This window comes from Bradyrhizobium sp. UNPF46 (assembly GCF_006658625.1).
Taxonomy (GTDB): Bacteria; Pseudomonadota; Alphaproteobacteria; order Rhizobiales; family Xanthobacteraceae; genus Bradyrhizobium; species Bradyrhizobium nitroreducens.
This window is the reverse complement of sequence record NZ_LFJB01000122.1, coordinates 1-18828: the sequence shown is the minus strand read 5'-3', so window position 1 is coordinate 18828 and position 18828 is coordinate 1. Positions and strand designations below refer to the sequence as shown.

Below are 18828 nucleotides of genomic sequence, written 5' to 3'. Positions count from 1 at the left end.
TGAATCAGAACCGAAGCTCTAGATTCTTGTTTTGACGCGTTTTCTTCACGCGAACCGGTGTCCACTTCGCTCGAAAACGCTCTAAGATCAGCGCAACCGGAGCCGGCAGTAACCGGCCGAGATGAACGGGACGCAAAACGATGCGATTGGCAGTCATTTCCGATATTCACGGCAACCTTGCTGCGCTGGAGGCCGTGCTGGCCGACATCAAGGCGCGTGGCGTCGATCGCACCGTGAACCTCGGCGATTGCGTCACCAGCCCGTTGTGGCCGAAAGAGACCTTCGAGGCCCTGCAAGCGCTGGCGTTGCCGACGGTGCGCGGAAACCACGACCGCTGGATCGAGGAGTTTCCGGACGACAAGCTGTCGCCGGCAGGCCTGTTTGCCCGCAACGCATTGACTGCGGAGCAGCGGCGCGCGCTCCATAGCCTGCCCTCGCAAATTCGTCTCGACGACGGGATCCTCGCTTGCCACGGCACGCCCGACAACGATACGGCGTGCCTGCTGGAGGAATCGCTCGACGACGGCCGCTTCGTCCCGGCACGCCGCGAGGTGCTGGCGACGCGCCTCGCAAGCGAGCCGACGGCGCGCGTGGTGTTGTGCGGCCATAGCCACCGCCAGGCCGCGGTTCAGGGACCTCGCGACTGCCTGGTTCTCAATCCCGGAAGCGTCGGCTGCCCCGTCTTCGCGGACATTCCCTTTGCCGCAAAGCTGGAACATCGCTCGCCTCACGCCCGCTATGCGATCCTCACCAGGAAAAAGCGGAGCTGGCAGGTCGAGCTCCTGGCCCTGGAATATGATTGGGACGCCGCATCGGCGCGTGCGCTCGCCAACAACCGCCCCGAATGGGCGCACGCCATGTTGACCGGGTACGTCGAATAGCCGGCTTCGACGCGATTTCCGGGGGGAGCATCGGCATGGCAAGGTCGACCGGTCAATGACGATGGTCTTGCCGCGCCGGCCACGCGATCCCACATCGTGCCTCACGCGGGAGCTACGGGGGAAACATGGCAGATAGCATATCGCTGGCCGACAAGCTCGCGACCTTCGAGGAGCATTGGTCGCCGCGCACGGTCACCACCTTCAACGATTGCGACGTGATGGTGGTGAAGGTGAAGGGCGAGTTCACCTGGCACAAGCACGACGACACCGACGATTTCTTTCTGGTTCTGAAGGGCCGCCTGGACATCGAGTTGCGGGACCGCACGGTGACGCTCGGCCCCGGGGAGCTCTATGTCGTGCCCAAAGGGGTCGAGCACCGCCCGGTGGCCCGCGAGGAGGTTCACCTGATGCTGATCGAGCCGACCGGCACGCCGAACACCGGCGACAAGGCAACCGCGGCGAAGCGCAAGCTCGCGTAGGTATCGCGGGCTGACGGAGCTCTAGTCGGCAGGGACGAAGCGAAGGGTGCCTGCCTGACGCGTCGGCTTGCCGGTGTCATTGGTGTGATTGACGCCGTCCATGACCGGCACCTCGGCGAAATCGAACGGGCTCACCCCATCCAGGCAGGCGACATTGACGGCATAAAGGGATTGGTCGGACCGGCGCTGGTGGTGGGTGTAGATTCCGCAGCGGGAGCAGAAGAAGTGCTGCGCCGATCCGGTATGGAAGCGGTACGTCGTCAGCGCCTCCTCGCCCCGCAGGAACTTGATCCCGCCCATCGCCGCCATGGCAACGACGGCGCCTCGCATTCGACAATAGGAGCAGGTGCAGCGGCGGATCGATTTGAAGCCGTCGCTGAGTGTCACCTCGAAGCGTACCGCGCCACAATGGCACTGGCCGGCTCGAAGGTTCGCGTCACTCGTCATGGTCCCTGTGTTCCCTGATCCAGATCATGTCCCCGCCGCTCCGGGCGCACTTGGATTGTCTTAGCGAGGATCGCGCGCGATGTAAGACAAATTCGCGCGACCCTTTCAGTCCCGGGAGGTCGCCAGCCTGCTGAAACCGCTGACCAGCCTTGCTCTTGCCCGCGCAACACTGTCCCTCACCGTGCGGCTCACGGCCCGGACGAAGCGCCAAGCGTCCGTCTCCTGCAGCCACGCCTTCGCCGCGGCGTATTTTCCGTAAGCCCAGGCAAAGGCGGGAATGCGCATCAGCTTGTCGCGCGTCAGATGAAACAGGCGTTCGACCAGCACCAGCTTGAGCAGCTCGCCCACGATCAAGACCACGGCTCCGCTCAGCACCTGACCGGTTGCGGTGAAGTACGCAGCAACCGGCTTGACCGGCTCCAGAATGATGACGGGCACCAAGAACAGGGCGAGTGACGCATATGGCGAAAGTGATTCGATCCAGGCGCGCAACCGCTTGAATTGGACATACCGCCCGATCCAGCGGGCGACGGGTGCGGCCACGGCCATGAAGACCGCGTCCACCAGGAAGTAGATCGCCGCCAGGATATAAGTGACCGGTTTCAGGATTCGCTTCACGCCATCACTCCCGCAGAGTGAAAGCCGGAACCTGGGCCTAAGTTTCACCTGTGCGTGCACAGTTCGACGCAGCCGGAGGGAACTTTTGCGGAACGGCCGCTCAGATCTCCGCGTAGACCTCCAGCAAATTGCCGTCGGGGTCGCGGAAGAACAGCGTGCGGTGGCCGAAGGACTGGTTCGTCGGCGGCGACACCAGCGCCACGTTCTGCCGGACGAGCTCCTCGGCGCAGGCATCGACCTCTGCCGCGGAGACCTTGAACGCCAGCTGCAGCGCCGCGCTGCCCGCCGGCAGCGGCGCATCACCAGCCGTGCGGCTCGGTCGTGCCAGCGCCAGCGTGTTGCTGCCGAGGCCATACTCGATCCAGTTCGGCGACAGCTCGCGCAGCAGCGGGAACGCGAGCACGTCTTCGTAGAAGCGGCGCATCGCGGCCATGTCGCGCACGAAGATGACGGTGTAGTCGATCGCGCGGATGGCGCTGAAGGGGGAGCGTGGCGAGAGCGGCTGGGGCGTCATCGGCTGTCCTACTTCTGGTCAGACGAGCGATCGGCGACGAAGGTGCCGTTCGGCTGATGGAAGACGAGCTGGCTGATCCCTTCGCGCTCTCCGCGAAACTCGACGGCGAAACCCTCCAGCTCAACGATGCGAAACCGACGGCCCTGTTGCGGCTCGAGACGATACGCAGGCTGGTAGTCCGGCTTCAGGACGAGCCTGCCTTCTCCGTCCAAGGTCACGCGATGGGTCATGGCGCCGCTCCTGAACTGCCCGACGCAGCGCGCGCGGAACGCGGGATCGACGCAATCGCCCGCGGCGCGTCGTTCGAATATGATGTCCTTCACCGTCGGCTCCAGCGGCGCCGACAAATGCACGATGTTGCCGTGACGGTCGGTCTGGAAGGTGATGAACAGATGATCCGGATGGAGCTGGTCGACGATCTCCGGCGTGACGAAGGTCTCGAAATGCCAATGCGACAGCGCCGCTCCCATGCCGCGCCATGACCAATGCAGCGCGTCCTCCCGCTCGGCAATCGAGATAACGCCATAGGCGGGATGGGCGTAATCGGCGACATAGGCGGATAGTGCGTGCGCAGGCCTGGTGTCCTTGTGACGGGTGTTGTCGCGCGCCTCCTTGTCAGCCGGGATGTGAGCGATGAATTCCTCGCGCATCTTGCGGAATCGCGCAAACCAGTCCACTGGCTCGCGCTCCCGCAGTCGATCGAGGATGTACCAGGTCAGGATGGGCGGGATCTCGCTCGGGCTGCGGTTCGTCAGCACGGCGACACCGATGCCGGCCTCCGGCACCAGCGTCATCAGCGAACCCCAACCGTTCCAGCCACCGCTGTGCGAGACGACGCGATCGCCCCGATAGGCGTTGGACTGAAAGCCCAATCCATAGTGCGCCTGGCCGAACTCCGAAAACTCGGACTTGCCGACATGCACCAGTGGCGCATGAAGTTGCTCCACAAGTGCCGCCGGCAGCAGCCTCTCCCCCTCGAACTCGCCCATGCCAAGATGAAGCCGCATCCAGTTGCCGAGGTCGGCCACCGACGTGTTGATCGCGCCGGCGGCCGTAGTACGGATCGGCAGCCGCAACCCCGGCAATCGCGTATCGACGTCAATCTTGTAAGGACGCGCAGGTTCGGGCCCGGCTTCGAGCTCGCCCAGCGAGAAGCTTACCGTCATGCCGAGCCGATCCGTCAGGCGTTCGCGAATGAAGGACTCAAAGCTCTTCCCGCTCAGCCGCTCGATCATGAGCCCGAGAGCGTTGTAGCAGAGATTGTTGTATTGCCAGGCGGCGCGAATATCGCGACTCAATTCGAGATGCCGCATCAGAGGCAGCATCTCCGCCGGCGCAAGGTCGCCAGGCAGATGAATCCAGTCGTGACGCGGCAGCCCCGACTGGTGGCTGAGTAGATCGCGCACCGTGACGCGCTCCGTCGCGACAGCATCGCAGAGCCGAAACTCAGGCAAATAGTCGCGGACCGGTTTGCTCCAGTCGAGCGCCCCTTTGTTGTGCAGCAACGCGATGGCGGTGGCGGTGAACGACTTGGTGATCGAGCAGATCACGAAATGCGTATGCGGCGTGACCGGCAAATCCGCCTCGACGTCGCGCTGCCCGTAGGCGCGCGTGAGCACGACCTCGCCGCCCTGCACGATGGCGAGCGCGGCGCCCGGCACCTTCCAGACCGCCATCGCCTCCGCAGCAAGCAGATCGAGATCGGGAATGAGAGACGCGATTTTGGAACTTTGAATATCGGCAGATGCGTTCATGGCACATGGGGCTATTTGCGAGACGCGCACTATAAATGCATCAACTTCAGATGGAAGCGGCACGCTAATGCTTTCGCGGAGAATTGAAGCCGGGATCGCGAAGCGGCGGCCTTACCGCAGCATGCCGCCACCATAACGTAGCTGGTAGAACGACGTGCCGTCCTGCCCCGCAATCGTCTCGACCCCATGAAACCGATCGAGCGCGCCTTCGGCCTCATTGCGATAGACCATGCCATCCTGCTCGAACCGGCGCGGTCCGCGATACGGCTCCTCGACCGGCACGGCCAGCAGCGCCTGGCGCAGGAATTGGTAGATCGCGAGGAAAGTGTCGCGATCCGCAATGTCCCCGCGGACGCCGCCGCTGTAGCTCATCGACCAGATGACGCGCTCGTCCCGCGAGACGGTCTCCTGCCCGACGAAAAACCCCATCCCGAAATAGATGTCGCGATAGGCGTATGGCGCAGCGCGATGCTCGAGCTGCTTGGAGCCGGCGAGCAGCGGCGTTGCCACCGTCGCATCGTCGTCGAGGCCGGCATAGGTGCGCCGTTTGGCCTCGACCAGGAAGGCCGCGAGATCGTGCGGGATCGACGGCATCAGCTACTCCACCAGCTCCGGCCACGGCACGATGGTCGACTTCACCGTCTTCATCGCCATCGCGTCCTTCACCGCTTGCGAAACGCCCGCTTCCGTGAACGGATAGATCGTCTGCATCTTCAGCCACGGATATTTGCCTCGCGTGCGGTAGAGCATGTCGACACCGAGCGGCAGGTCGTTGCCCGTGAAGCCCCAGGAGCCGAGCACGTTGAGGTCCTTGGTGCAGATGCGGTGCCAGGAGGTGTCGATCGATCCGGCGTCGGTGAACTGGCCCATCTCGACATAGGTGCCGCCGTCGCGCAGCATCTCGATGCCCTCGGGGCCCGCGGTCGGATGACCCGAGCAGTCCATCACGAGATCGGCGCCGAAGCCGCCGACGATCTCGCGGACGCGCGCGATGCGCTCCTGCGGTGACTTGAGCTCTTGGATGTCGACCGTTGCCTCCGCGCCGAACTCGCGGGCGAGCTTGAGCCGCGGCTCCTCCGGCGCACCGACGCAGATCACGCGCCCCGCCCCCATCTCCTTGGCGGCCGCGACCGCCAGAATGCCGATCGGGCCCGAGCCCTGGATCACCACCGTATCGCCCCAGGAAAATCCGCCGGCGCGGCTCGCGCGGTTGAAGGCACGGATGCAGGAGGTCAGCGGCTCGGACAATGCGCCGAGCCGCAGCGACATGTCGTCGGGCAATTTGTAGATCTTGGTGCCCGGCAGCATCTCGAGATCGACATAGACATATTCGGCCCAGCCGCCCCACATGTGCGGCGCCTTGTCGAAGCCGAGATAGCGGCCGTAATAGACCGGCGTCAGACACTTGTTGGCCGTTTGCGGATAGTGGATGCAGTAATAGCAATGGCCGCAGGGCATCAAGGGCGGGATCATCACCTTCGATCCGACCTTGAGCGGCTTGCTCATGAAGTCCTCGGTGAACTCCTCGCCGCATTCGACGATGACGCCGCCGAGCTCGTGGCCCAGCGTGAACGGCCAGGGCAGCGGTTTCGGCCAATGCCCCTTGAGGATATGCAGGTCGGTGCCGCAGACCCCGCAGGCGCCGACCTTGATCAGCGCGGCCTTGCTGCCGACCTTCGGCCACGGCACGGTTTTGATGACGGGCTCCGAGCCGGGACCGGCGTGAGTGCAGACGCGGATCTGTTGCATGGCTGTTTCCTCGGTGCCCGTCTGTTATGATTGATGGGTGCGGGCTGAGGCGAAGCGTATGTGAGATGCGCGGTCGTGCCAAGCTGCTGGTCCTCATAGCCCGCATGAGCGAAGCGATATGCGATGAGACAAAGAGCCCGGATGTCGCTGCGCTCCATCCGGGCTACAGCGCCGCCCCACACACCGCCGTCATCCTGAGGTGCGAGCCTTGCGATGCGCCAGCATCGCGAGGGGAGCCTCGAAGGATGGGCTACAGGCGCTTGCGGCCCATCCTTCGAGGCGCGCAAGGGCGCGCACCTCAGGATGACGGTGGAGTGTGTGGTGGCAGTGCATGGCTGATGTCCAAGCACACCCTAGTGTCTTGAGCCTGCACCAGCGAACGTGTATGGCCGGATGAGATCCCGCCCCAGGTAATCCCTTGAACCCCCTGCCCCAAAATCCAGCCGCCGCGTCCGGCTCGTTCGCGGCGATGAAGTCGGTGCCGTACCGGCTCCAGTTCGCCTCCTACGTGCTGGCGATGATGGCCGACAATATCGAGCATGTGATCAGCTATTGGGTGGTGTTCCAGAAATTCCATTCGCCGGCGCTGGCGGGTTTTGCGGTGCTGTCGCACTGGCTGCCATTCCTGCTGTTCTCGGTCGCGGTCGGCGGGCTCGCCGACCGGGTCGATCCGCGCCGCATCATCCAGTGCGGCATGCTGCTGTTCATCGTGGCATCGAGCGGATGGGGATTCTTCTTCCTCACCGATACGATCCAGATGTGGCACGCGATGCTGCTGCTGGTGATCCATGGCTGCGCCGGCGTGCTCTGGCAGACGCCGAACCAGCTGCTGCTCTACGACCTCGTGGCGCCTGCCGACCTGCCGAGCGCGGTGCGGCTCAACGCGATGGCGCGCTATCTCGGCATCCTGGTCGGGCCTGCGGTCGGCGGGATCATCATGCTGACGCTCGGCTCCTCACACGGCATCATCTTCAACACGCTGTTCTATCTGCCGATGCTGCTCTGGCTGTTCTGGGCGCCGGTGCGCGACAGAAGCGTGGCGGCGCGGCGCTTTGCGGTCCGCGGCTTCGCCGACATCGTGCTGACCATCCGCGCCATCGCCACCCAGCCGGTGCTGACGGCGATGACCTGGCTCGCCGGCCTCACCTCCTTCATGATCGGCAATGCCTACCACGCCCAGATGCCGGGCTTTGCCGGCGACCTCGGCCATGGCGATCCCGGCGTCTCCTACAGCGTGCTGCTCGCGGCCGATGCGGCCGGTGCAGTGCTCGCCGCAATCGCCCTGGAATCCTGGGGACGCCTGAAAGGCACGCCGCGCGCCGCGATCCTGCTCGCGATGCTCTGGAGCCTGGCACTGCTCGGCTTTGCCGTGGTCCGGGTCTATCCGGTCGCGATCGTGCTGTTGTTCTGCGCCGGCTTTTTCGAGCTGTCGTTCAACACCATGGCGCAGGCGCTGGTGCAGCTGAACGCGCCGCACGACATCCGCGGCCGCGTCGTCGGTCTTTATAATATGGCGGGGCTCGGGATGCGGGCCTTCAGCGGCATCACGGTCGGGCTGTTTGGCGCGGCGATCGGCATTCACTGGTCGCTCGGCCTGTCGGCCGCGCTGCTGCTGGCGCTGCTGGTCGTGCTGCAGCTTCGGGCGACGAGGCCGGCTTGAGCGCCGCCACCGGGTGTGGCTTTTCGGGCGCATTGTGTCCGTCCGTGTCCGCCGCGCCCAATCCTAACGCGGCATTAACCCTGTGCACCTTAGGGTCGTCCCGGACTCCGCCCGGGCGGGGGGTCGGGTGTTGAAAATGGCGTTGGCGAACAAAAAATTTCTTCCGGCCGCCGAGGAACGTCGGCGTTTCCAGCGGGTGAAGGTGCACCTGCTCGGCCGCTACATGCTGCCCGACCGCCGGGAATTCCCCTGCCAGGTGATCAACATGTCACCGGGCGGGCTCGCCCTGCTCGCCCCCGGCATCGGCAATGTCGGCGACCGCGTGGTCGCCTATCTCGACCATATCGGCCGCGTCGAGGGCAAGATCACCCGCATCATCGACAACGGCTTTGCCATGACGATCGGGGCGACGCCGAGGAAGCGCGACAAGCTCGCGGCGCAGCTGACCTGGCTCGCCAACCGCGACATCCTCAATCTGCCGGAAGACCGCCGTCACGACCGTATCGTGCCGCGCAACCCGATCGCGGTGCTGACGCTCGAGGACGGCACCAAGATGACCTGCCGCATCATCGACCTCTCGCTGTCGGGCGCGGCCATTGCCGCGGAGAACCGGCCGCCGCTCAAATCGACGGTTCTGCTCGGCCGGGTCCAGGGCCGCGTGGTCCGAAACCTCGAAGACGGCTTCGCGCTGGAGTTCTTGCACGAGCAGCCGATCGAGACTCTCGAAGAGAGCGTTACCGCGCGGTAAAGCGCGAGCGCGCGAAAACCCCTGTATTTCCAGCCCGAAGGCGGCCTCCGCAGTGCGGACGCCGCCTTTTTCGTGCCCCGCGACGGCTCCGGCGCGGGTTAACGCGCGCACCGTTTGCGGATAGAAACGGCGGTTCCGCCAGCATTTCCGCGTTAATCGATAAAATTTGAATCAATTGCAGTTGTTTCAAATTTTACGAGAATTCGATTCAAGTATAGATCGAATTCGCCCCAGCTTTTACTTGTATTCGTCTCGACTTGACTTGGCTGACTTAGCGGCAACTCAAAAGCTCCGTGCGAAATGTGGTCCCAACAAGAAACGGGGGCCGCAATGTTTGACTTCAGGGGACAGGGGAAAGGGCTGGCGCTGGCCGCCATGCTCTTCGGGATCAGCGCGGCAGCGCAGGCCGGCGAAGGCCGTCTGCTCTACGCGAGCCTCGGTGACACCACGCGTGCACCGATCGGCTGGGTCGAGTTCTGCGCGGACAATGCCGCCCAGTGCCAGGGCGCACCGACGCAGCCGCGCGACATCGTGATGTCGCAGGCTGCATGGCGCGACCTCGTCAAGGTCAATCGCTGGGTCAACGAGACCGTCAAGCCTTTGACCGACCAGGAGCACTGGGGCGTGATCGAGAAGTGGTCGCTGCCGACCGACGGTTACGGCGACTGTGAAGACTACGTGCTGTTGAAGCGCAAGATGCTGATCGATGCCGGATGGCCGCGCGAGGCCCTGCTCATCACCGTCGTGCGCGACAAGAAGGGCGAAGGACACGCGGTGCTGACGGTGAAGACCGACAAGGGCGAGTTCGTTCTCGACAATCAGAACGAGAACGTCGTCGCCTGGACGGAGACCGGCTACCGCTTCGTCAAGCGCCAGTCGCAGAGCGATCCCAACGTCTGGGTCTCGCTCGGCGATACCAGGCCGGCGGTCTCCACCGCCAGCGCAAGAGACTAGAAACGAGACAACAGGTTACGCGACCCGGTCACATCCCCACCCCTCCCCGTCCCAGACCGGTTCGCGCGCGGCCAGGCTTCCCCCAAAGCCTGGCCGCAACTTTTTTGGGGCTGTGCTCAGCCCTGTGACGACCACGGCACACGCGCGCGGGTGAAATCGCGCCAGCTGCCCTGCAGGACGGGCTGCACGCCGACCGATGCGCGCGCCTGCCAGCCGGCAATGGCCGCCGCGGCAATGGCGCTGTCGGGCTCGGCAACGAGCCCCTCCAGCAATGAGGCCGTGACCGCCATGTCGTTGAAGGCACCGAGCTGCTCCTGCAGCCCGGCAAGCCGGCGCGAGAAGCGTCTGGCGGACTTGCGGTCTTCATACAGCGGCAGCAGGAATTCGCCGAGATAGCGCAGCCGCTTGGTCGCGAGCCGCACTCTGTGCAGCTGCTCGATGGTGAGCGACTTGAAGCGGCGGCCGCGCCTCAGCACCTTCGCGTGCTGCTCCGACAGGATGCGCTGCGCGAAGTTGATGGCGGGCTCGGCGAGCAGGCCGAGGTCTTCGGCGGCCACGTCGTTGCGCCATCCCCGCGTCTCGATCCAGTGACCGAGGCCGATCAGGAATACGGCGCAGCGGCGGTCGTCGAGCGCATGATGCGCCCTGCGATAGGCGTCGGACTGGCGCCTGGCAGCAGCCCGGCCGAGCGCATCGAAGCCTGCGACCGCAGGACAGGCTGTTGCGACCGCCGGCAAGGTCTCCAGCCGGAACACATCCCAGTCGCGCGCAGCGGACAGCGCTTGCGCCAGCCATTTGGCTTCCGAGCGCAGCGCGTCGAGATTGCTGAGCGCGCCGACCGATCGCATCAGATCCAGCGCCGATCGCAGCCGGCGCAGCGAGACACGCAGCTGATGCACGCCTTCCGCATCGCGGCCGTCCTCGGCCGCCGACAGCGACTGCAGCAAGTGAAGGAAGCAGGAGCGCAGGATCGTCGCGAAGGCTTCGTCGAGCGTCACCGACGGATCGAGGCGAAGTTTGCGCGGCCGTCGCGCCGCCGGCGGCAGGTCAGCGGCAAGGTCGAAGCCGCGCGCCGACTTGCTGCGGATCGACGGCTTCACCGCCCCCTGCTCCGCAAGCAGCAAGGCGACCTCGTAGATCGTGCTCGCGCTGCCGCTCTTGAGTTCGAGCTCGATCTCGCTCACCGGCAGCGAGCGGTCGCCGGCCGTCAGCTGGCCCTGGTCGAATGCGACTTCAACCGCGCCGGTCGGCAGGTCGATCATCCGTGCATGCCGATGGATGTCGGCGGTGAAGACGGCTTCGAGCGGATGCGCTTGGAGAGCGCCGCGAAGCTTCTCCGGAATGAAAGGCATCGCCAGAGCGAGATCGGGCGCAAGCGACGGCACGCTCGCCTCCCACTCGCCACGGCGCAGCGGATCGTCGGCAACCTCGGTCTTCACGGTCTGCACGAAGCGCGCACCAATCTGGCGAACGCGCAGGCTCAGGCCGTTGCGCCGAAGCGCCCGCTCCGGCGTGTCGTAATAGACGGACTTGAGATGCTTGCGCACGCCCTTGTTGCGCGCGTTGGCCGCGATGACGGGCGCGGCGTCGAAATCCGCGATGCGATGGGCATCGACGAGAAGCTTGAGCTCGATCTCGCCGGCGGGGCGCGCGGCAACGGTCGATGGAGCTGGTTGCGGCGTGGGCGTCGTGCCCTGCAATGGCGTCTGATCGATCACAGCGCCCTCGACGACCGCAGGTTCCGCGCCGGGCCCGGCCGGTTCAATCTGCCTGAGGAAGCCCGCGATAACTTGCGTTCTCTTGTTGTCTTTCGGGACAGGAATCCCGTCCGGCGCGCTCACAGCTTTGCGCGCCGGCGTAGCGTCTGATTTCAGCATTTCCGGAGACATGACAGTTCGATGACAGAGCGCCAGCATATAGCCTGTCCGGCCCGCGAGGAATAGTCACGTTACGTCGCGCGGCGTGATCGTCGACTGTCATAATTCGTCGCGACGTTGCGAACTAAATTGCCGCAGAGATTCGCGAGCGATCGAATTGATAGCGAATCTCGCGGCTCTCGAAACCAAGATGAACGCATCAGCGAACCCAACTCATGCTAGCCGAGAAATTCTCTCTGGCTTTGGAGACGCTTAGAAGTCACGCCTCCGATGACAGACCCGAGCTTGTGACGAGCGCTGCGAGCCGCAGCGCGATCCCGGAGCCCGCAGGTCGGGCGCCGCGAAGGCCACCGGTTCCCCACGATCAGAGCTAGAAACGTTCTTCGCTTCGCGCGCGGAATGTTCCCCCAAATGGCCGGCCTAGTGGCTCGCAGCAACCTGTTGGGCCGGGGCCTCCGCCGTCCCGGCCGGCATCGCGGCCGACCGAGCGATCAGGGCATAGGCGACCGGCACCACGAACAGCGTGAACAGCGTGCCGATCGACAATCCGGTCGCGATCACGAGGCCCATGTTGTAGCGCGACACCGCGCCCGCGCCGCTCGCGGTGATCAGCGGAACGACGCCGAGCACCATCGCCGCAGTCGTCATCAGGATCGGCCGCAGCCGGATCGCCGCGGCCTCGATGATCGCGTCCGTCGCCGTCTTACCCTCGAGGCGCAGTTCGTTGGCCACCTCGACCATCAGGATGCCGTGCTTGCTGACGAGGCCCATCAGGGTGAGCAGCCCGACCTGGGTGTAGATGTTGAGGCTGGCGCCGCCGATGCCGAGGCTGATGAAGATCAGGGCGCCGGCCAGCGACATCGGCACCGAAACCAGGATGACGATGGGATCGAGGAAGCTGTTGAACAGCGCGGCGAGCGCCAGGAAGATGATGATGACGGCAAACGCGAACGTCGTGACGAAGCCGCCCGACTCCTGCTCGAGCTGCCGCGAGGCGCCGCCGAAATCCACCGTGTAGCCGGCCGGCAGGGTCTTCGCGAGATCCTTGAGCGTGGCGAGCGCGCTGCCCATCGACACCGTCGGCATCGCGACTCCGGAGATCGTCGCCGCATTGATCTGCTGGAAATGGTTGCGCGACTGCGGAACGGTCCTGTTCTCCAGATGGGCGACGGTCGACAGCGGCACCATCGAATTGTCGCTCGCCTTGATGTAGTAGCCGAGCAGCTGGTCTGCCGCCAGCCGATCGTTCTGCTTGGCCTGAGGAATCACCTTGTAGGAGCGGCCGTCCAGGCTGAAATAATCGAGGTAGTTTCCCCCGAGCATGGTCGCGAGCGCGCCGCCGAGATCACTCATCTTCAAGCCGAGATCACCGGCCTTGTCGCGGTCGAAGGAGACCAGCGTCTGGGGCCTGTCGATCTTCAGGTCGGTATCGAGGAAGATGAATTGGCCGCTCTTCAGCGCCTGCACCATGAAGTTGCGCGAGACCTGGTCGAGTTCGTCGTACGAGCCGGTCGTACCGATCACGAACTGGATCGGAAGGCCGTTGCTGCCGGGCAGCGGCGACGGCTGGAAGGCGACCGAGCGCGTGCCGGCGATGGTGTTGAGCAGGTTCTGGAAATCCGGCTGGAGGGTCTTCGTGGTCAGGCTGCGCTGGTCCCAGGGCTTGAGCACCCAGCCTCCGATCGCCTGGGTGGGCGTGTCGATCTGGAAGAGGGTCTTCGTTTCCGGGCGTTTGGCCACGAGATCGTAGATCTGCTGGCTGTAGAACTGCCGCTGCTGAAGTGTCGCTGAGGGCGCCGAGGTGGTCAGCGAGAGCACGACACCCTGGTCCTCGTCGGGCGCGAGCTCGCTGGTCGAGGTCGCGTAGAGCCAGGGAATGCCGGCCAGCAACAGTAGCGCGAACACGGCCACGACCGGCTTCATCGCAAAGACGGCCTCCAGCCGACGGCGATAGGCACCCGAGAGCCGCTCCAGCACGTGGTCGATGGTCCGGACCAGGCGCGCCTCCCAGGTCGTCGCATCGCGCTCGGTCTTGCGCAACAGCCAGGCGCAGTTCATCGGCGACAGCGTCAGCGCGATCACCGCAGATACCGTGACCGCGCCTGCGAGCGTGAAGGCGAACTCGGTGAAGAGCGCGCCGGTGAGGCCGCCCTGGAATCCCACGGGCACGTAGACTGCGATCAGAACCACGGTCATGGCGATGATCGGGCTTGCCAGCGCGCGTGCGGACTGGATCGCGGCCTCGACCGGCGCGACACCTTCGTCGATGAGCCGGTGCACGCTCTCCACCACGATGATGGCATCATCCACCACGAGCCCGATGGCGAGCACGAGTGCAAGCAGGGTCAGCAGATTGATGGAGAAGCCCATCAACAGCATCAGCCCGAATGTTCCGATCAGCGACAGCGGGATCGCGATGACCGGAATCAGGACCGATCGCCACGAGCCCAGGAACAGGAACACCACCGCGATCACGATCAGCACCGCTTCCACCAGCGAGTGGACAACTTCGTCGATCGAGGAATTGACGAAGTCGGTGGAGTCGTAGAGCACCTCGCCGACCAGACCGTTCGGAAGCTGCGCCTTGATGTCGGGCAGGACCGCCTTCACACCGTTGACGACGTCGAGCAGATTGGCCGTGGGCGCCGTCTGGATGCCGACATAGACCGCCGTCTTGCCGTTGAATTTCGTTTCGCTGTCGTAGTCGTCGTTGCCGAGCGTGACGTTTGCGACGTCGCGCAGGCGGATGATGGCGCCGTTAACCGTCTTGACCACGAGGTTGCGGTACTGCTCCAGCGAATGGAGGTTGGTCGAGGCCGCCAGGTCGACCTGCACCAGCCGGCCCTTGGTCGTGCCGAGGCCGGAGATGTAATCGTTGCCCGAGAGCGCCGTCGAGACGTCGCTTGCGGTGAGGCCGTAAGCCGCCAGCTTGTCGGGATCGAGCCAGGCGCGGAGCGCGAACTTCTTGGCGCCGAGGAGCTCGGCGGTCTGCACGCCGGCGACGGCTTGGAGCCGCGGCTGCACCACGCGCGTCAGATAGTCGGTGATCTGGTTCGGCGCCAGCACTTCGCTGGCGAAACCGATATACATCGCGTCGATGGTCTGGCCGACCTTGAGTGTGAGCGTCGGCTGCTGCGTGCCCGACGGAAACTGGTTGAGCACCGAGTTGACCTTGGCGTTGATCTCCGTCATCGCCTTGCCGGAATCGTAGTTCAGCCGCAGATTGATCGTGATGGTGCTGGAGCCGGTGACGCTGCTCGACGTCATGTAGTCGATGCCGTTCGCCTGGGCGACGGCGTTTTCGAGCGGCGTCGTGATGAAGCCCGCGATGATGTCGGAATCCGCGCCGGCATAGGCGGTGCTCACCGTGACGATGGCGTTCTGCGTGCGCGGGTATTGCAGGATCGACAGCGTCGTCATCGAGCGCAGGCCGAGCACGAGGATCAGGGCGCTGACCACGAGCGCCAGCACCGGCCGGCGGATGAAGATATCGGTGAAACGCATGATGTCGTGGTACTCGTTGTCTTGAGAAACCGGCGTCGACGCGAAGCCTTACTGATCGACGATGTTCGGCGCGGCTTCGGTCTGCGGCACGTGCGAATTGTCGATCTTGACCGGGCTGCCGTTGCGCAGCTTGAGCTGGCCGGCGATGACCACGGTCTCGCCCGGCTTGACGCCGTCGTTGACGGCGACCTGATCGCCCTTCGGGGATCTCGTCTTGACGAACATCTGCCGGGCGGTGCCCTGACCGTCGCGCAGATCGTCCACGAGATAGACGAGGTCGCCGTAGGAATTGTTGACGATCGCGGTGAGCGGGATTGTGACGACCTGCTCGGGCTTGCCGATCGCGATCTCGATCTTTGCGAACATGCCGGGCAGCAGCCGTGCCTCGCCGTTTCGCAGGGTGGCCCGCACCTGGACGTTGCGGCTGGTCGAATCGACCTTGGCGTTGATCGCCGTGATCTGCCCGGTGAAGCGCTCGCCGGCGATGGCGTCGACTGCGACCGAGATGTCCTGTCCGATGCGGATCGAGGCCAGCGCCTGCTGCGGCAGGTAGAAGTCGGCGTAGATCGGGTCGAGGCTCTGGAGCGTCACGATGCTGGTGCCGGCCGAGAGATACTGGCCGAGATCGACGGCGCGGATGCCGAGCCTGCCCGCGAACGGCGCCTTCAGCGTCTTCTGCTCCAAAAGCGCCCTCTGCTGCTCGACCAGCGCCTGGGCATTCTTCAGATTGGCCTTGTCGCTGTCGACTGTGGCCTGGCTCACCGCGTTGAACTTGATCTGCTCCTCGTCGCGCTTGAGCACGATGGCGTAGTTCTCGGCCGTCGCCTGCAGCGACCGCAGCTTGGCGACGTCGTCGGTCGCCACCAGCGTCAGCAGGGTCTGCCCGGCAGCAACGTTGTCGCCGGAGGAGAAGTCGATGCTCTGCACGATGCCGGCGACCTGGAGCGCGAGGTCGGCGCCGTTCACCGCGCGCAGCGAACCGACGGCGCTCAGGCTGGACTGCCAGGGCGCATTGGCGGCGACCACGGTGGAGACTGTCTGCGGCGGATTGGCCATCGCGCCGATCGCCTTGCGGATCATCATCTCCTTGAAGGTCTGGAATCCGTACAGGCCGCCGAACAGGATCGCCATCCCGCACAGCATGATTGTCATCCGCTTGATCATCGCAACGCGTCCTCGGTCTTCTTGTCGGTGCCGGCGAAGTATCCGGCATTGGCGCGCGGCAGCGCGTCCGGCGTCTCATCCACGCGATTCCACCAGCCGCCGCCGAGCGACTGGAACAGCGCGGCGGTGTCGGTGAAGCGGGTCGCCTGCGCCTTGATGCGCGAGACCCGCGAATTCAGATAGGATTGCTGCGCGTTGATGATGTTGGCGTAGGGCACCGCGCCGGTCTTGAACTGCTCGATCGCCATGGCGAGGCTGTCCGCCGTCGCCTTTTCGGCGGCGGCCTGCGCCTTCAGCGTCGCCGCGTCGTACTGGATGGCGCGCAGGGAATCCGCGACGTTCTGGAAGGCGGTGACGACCGTGCTCTTGTACAGCGCCAGATCCTGCTCGAAGGCCGCCACGTCGGCTTCCTTGGTGTGGTACAGCGTGCCGCCGTCGAAGATCTTCTGGCTGACGCTGGACGCCGCGCTCCACACGATCGTCTCCGGCGAGAACAGCCGCTCCGGCGCGGTGGAGCCGTAGCTGCCGGACAGCGTGAGCTGCGGCAGCAGATTGGCGATGCCGACGCCGACGGTCGCGGTGGCCTGATGCAGGGTGGCCTCGGCCTGGCGGATGTCGGGGCGCTGCCGCACCAGCCTCGAGGGCAGCGACAGCGGTAGCCGCCCCGGAAGCCTGAGATCGGCGAGCGTCACATGCTCACCGCGGTCCTGGCTCGGCAACCGGCCGAGATAGGCCATCAGCTGGTTGCGCTGCTGCGCGAGTTGCTTCTGGAGCGGCGCCAGCGTCGCCTTGGCCTGCGCCAGCGTCGCCTCCTGCGACAGCACGTCGGACTTCGAGATCGCGCCGATGTCGAACTGACGCTGGATGCGTGTGAGCTGGTCCGTCTCGGCCTTGATGATCTCCTCGGTCGCGAGGATTTGATCGCGCAGCGAAGCGTCCGTGATCGCGGCGGTCACCACATTGGCGGTCAGCGTCAGATAAGTCGCTTCGAGCTTGAAGCCCTGGTAATCGGCCTGGGCCTGAAGTGCCTCGACGGAACGGCGCGTGCCGCCCCAGATGTCGAGCGCGTAGGAGACGCTGACGGATGCGTTGTAGAGCGTGTAGGTCGAGGCCTGCGCCGGCCATTGTCCAGATTGCGACGTGCTGACCCGATCGCGCTCGGCCGAGGCGCTCCCGGTCACTTGCGGAAACAGGCTGCCCTGCTGCGCCAGCGCGTTCTCGCGCGCATAGCGCAAAGCGAATTGCGCTGCCTGGACGTCGGGGTGATTGCGGATTGCCTCTTCCACGAACGCATTGAGCTGCCGCGAGCGGAACAGCGCCCACCAGGCGCCGGGAATGTCCCTGCCGGTCTCGAAGCCCTGCGAATTGCCGCCCGGCGTCGGCGCGCTCTCGGTGGCGGACGGACGCCGCTCGCGCGAATAGCCATCGACAGCCGGCCCCGATGGCGACACGAAGTCCGGACCGAGCGCGCAGGAGGCGAGCAGAAGCCCCGCGAGCGAGACGCCGGTCCAGGGCACGATCCGCGCCGATCTGCGGCATGCGGCGGAAGGAGCGCCCGATTGAGCGGCCGAGAGAGGATCTGTCAAAGAACTAAACCGTTTAGTTTTTCCCCGATCAGCTGTATGTTGCAGACAGGAACCAAAAGTCAAGCCGTGGAGCTACGGGGTAAATGGCGATGACAGTGCACAAGGCGCAGATGCGAGAGACCAAGAATTCGACGGAAACAATCCAGCAACAACGCGCCCGGGCGAAATATTATCAGATTCTCGACAGCGCCCGCGCACTCTTCCTTGACCAGGGCTTCGACACCACCAGCATGGACGCGATCGCGCGCGATGCCGGCGTCTCGAAGGCCACCCTCTACGTGCATTTCGACGACAAGGACGACCTGCTGCTGGCGCTGATCAACGAGGAATGCAAGCGCTACGGCCCCAAGACGCTGTGGCGCAATCACGGCGGCAAGATCGACCTCAGGACCGAGCTGCACGCCATCGGCACCAAATTCCTCGAGGCCTTTCTCGACCCGCGCGGACTTGCCGTGCATCGGCTCATCATGTCCTGCGCCTCGCGCTATCCCCGCGCGGCCGAAGTCTTCATGACGAGCGGACCGGAGCGGTGCGATGCCGAGGTGGCCGCCTTCCTGCGCGCGGCGCAGGCCCAGGGCCTCGTCGACATTCCGGATATCGGCATGGCGGCCACGCAATTCCTCAGCCTCGTCCAAGGCAAGGAGATCCTCAAATGGGCGCTGTCCATGAAAACGCCGAGCCCGGCCCACCACCGCGCGCTTATCGAGAACGGCATCAACGTCTTTCTCGCCGCCTATGAGCGCCGCCCCGCAGTGGACGGACCGGCGCACCGGAGCGCAGCCAAAGCGCGCAAGCGCCGGTCGCCGAACTAGAGCATTTTCGGTTCTGATTGAATCAGAACCGAAGCTCTAGATTCTTGTTTTGACGCGTTTTCTTCACGCGAACCGGTGTCC

At 64.9% G+C, this 18828-nt stretch carries 16 protein-coding genes; 6 read left to right on the top strand and 10 right to left on the bottom strand.

The genetic code is table 11. The features are described 5' to 3' along the window. The first annotated feature begins 140 nt into the window (after window positions 1-140). Both UNPF46_RS36195 and UNPF46_RS36190 read left to right on the top strand, forming a co-directional pair. Window positions 141-881: a metallophosphoesterase family protein gene (locus UNPF46_RS36195; RefSeq protein WP_142253221.1), complete on the top strand. Its 741-nt coding sequence runs from the start codon at window positions 141-143 to the stop codon at window positions 879-881. 125 nt (window positions 882-1006) lie between these two features. Beyond that, window positions 1007-1360 (top strand): cupin domain-containing protein, encoded by a 354-nt coding sequence (locus UNPF46_RS36190; protein ID WP_100176076.1) that lies wholly within the window; start codon window positions 1007-1009, stop codon window positions 1358-1360. 21 nt (window positions 1361-1381) lie between these two features. On the opposite strand, the gene UNPF46_RS36185 is transcribed toward UNPF46_RS36190, so the two are convergent. From UNPF46_RS36185 to UNPF46_RS36160, 6 genes are all read right to left on the bottom strand, one after another. Beyond that, window positions 1382-1807 carry a GFA family protein gene (locus UNPF46_RS36185; protein ID WP_100176075.1) on the bottom strand — a complete coding sequence of 142 codons (426 nt, stop codon included), beginning with the start codon at window positions 1805-1807 and terminating at the stop codon, window positions 1382-1384. A 105-nt stretch (window positions 1808-1912) separates the two neighbouring features. Beyond that, window positions 1913-2425, bottom strand: coding sequence for a hypothetical protein (locus UNPF46_RS36180; protein ID WP_100176074.1), 513 nt, complete (start codon window positions 2423-2425; stop codon window positions 1913-1915). A gap of 100 nt (window positions 2426-2525) precedes the next feature. After that, entirely contained in the window at window positions 2526-2939 is a 414-nt protein-coding gene (locus tag UNPF46_RS36175) for a VOC family protein (protein WP_100176073.1), read from the bottom strand. 8 nt (window positions 2940-2947) lie between these two features. Further along, a complete protein-coding gene (locus UNPF46_RS36170; RefSeq protein WP_142253220.1) occupies window positions 2948-4693 on the bottom strand; it encodes a serine hydrolase in 1746 nt (581 codons plus the stop codon). Between the two features lie 111 nt (window positions 4694-4804). Beyond that, window positions 4805-5287: a DUF5680 domain-containing protein gene (locus tag UNPF46_RS36165; protein ID WP_142253219.1), complete on the bottom strand. Its 483-nt coding sequence runs from the start codon at window positions 5285-5287 to the stop codon at window positions 4805-4807. 3 nt (window positions 5288-5290) lie between these two features. Continuing rightward, window positions 5291-6442, bottom strand: coding sequence for a zinc-binding dehydrogenase (locus tag UNPF46_RS36160; RefSeq protein ID WP_142253218.1), 1152 nt, complete (start codon window positions 6440-6442; stop codon window positions 5291-5293). A gap of 418 nt (window positions 6443-6860) precedes the next feature. Here UNPF46_RS36160 and UNPF46_RS36155 point away from each other — a divergent pair, with 418 nt between their 5' ends. The 3 genes from UNPF46_RS36155 to UNPF46_RS36145 all read left to right on the top strand — a co-directional run bounded on the left by UNPF46_RS36155 (window position 6861) and on the right by UNPF46_RS36145 (window position 9804). Beyond that, a complete protein-coding gene (locus UNPF46_RS36155) occupies window positions 6861-8102 on the top strand; it encodes an MFS transporter (protein ID WP_283811690.1) in 1242 nt (413 codons plus the stop codon). Between the two features lie 136 nt (window positions 8103-8238). Beyond that, window positions 8239-8850, top strand: a complete 612-nt coding sequence (locus UNPF46_RS36150; protein ID WP_024340745.1) for a PilZ domain-containing protein — start codon at window positions 8239-8241, stop codon at window positions 8848-8850. A gap of 330 nt (window positions 8851-9180) precedes the next feature. Then, window positions 9181-9804: a transglutaminase-like cysteine peptidase gene (locus tag UNPF46_RS36145; protein ID WP_174718829.1), complete on the top strand. Its 624-nt coding sequence runs from the start codon at window positions 9181-9183 to the stop codon at window positions 9802-9804. A gap of 116 nt (window positions 9805-9920) precedes the next feature. On the opposite strand, the gene UNPF46_RS36140 is transcribed toward UNPF46_RS36145, so the two are convergent. The 4 genes from UNPF46_RS36140 to UNPF46_RS36125 all read right to left on the bottom strand — a co-directional run bounded on the left by UNPF46_RS36140 (window position 9921) and on the right by UNPF46_RS36125 (window position 17866). After that, on the bottom strand, window positions 9921-11681 hold the full coding sequence (locus tag UNPF46_RS36140) for a CYTH and CHAD domain-containing protein (RefSeq protein ID WP_142253217.1): 1761 nt from the start codon (window positions 11679-11681) through the stop codon (window positions 9921-9923). A gap of 420 nt (window positions 11682-12101) precedes the next feature. Then, window positions 12102-15185: an efflux RND transporter permease subunit gene (locus UNPF46_RS36135; RefSeq protein ID WP_142253216.1), complete on the bottom strand. Its 3084-nt coding sequence runs from the start codon at window positions 15183-15185 to the stop codon at window positions 12102-12104. Between the two features lie 48 nt (window positions 15186-15233). Beyond that, window positions 15234-16349: an efflux RND transporter periplasmic adaptor subunit gene (locus tag UNPF46_RS36130; RefSeq protein WP_246668815.1), complete on the bottom strand. Its 1116-nt coding sequence runs from the start codon at window positions 16347-16349 to the stop codon at window positions 15234-15236. Next, window positions 16346-17866 carry an efflux transporter outer membrane subunit gene (locus UNPF46_RS36125; protein WP_245448176.1) on the bottom strand — a complete coding sequence of 507 codons (1521 nt, stop codon included), beginning with the start codon at window positions 17864-17866 and terminating at the stop codon, window positions 16346-16348. The genes UNPF46_RS36130 and UNPF46_RS36125 overlap by 4 nt, the downstream gene beginning before the upstream one ends. A 152-nt stretch (window positions 17867-18018) precedes the next feature. Between UNPF46_RS36125 and UNPF46_RS36120 the strand changes: the two genes are divergently transcribed. Then, window positions 18019-18747, top strand: a complete 729-nt coding sequence (locus UNPF46_RS36120; RefSeq protein WP_142253214.1) for a TetR/AcrR family transcriptional regulator — start codon at window positions 18019-18021, stop codon at window positions 18745-18747. Window positions 18748-18828: the final 81 nt, after the last annotated feature.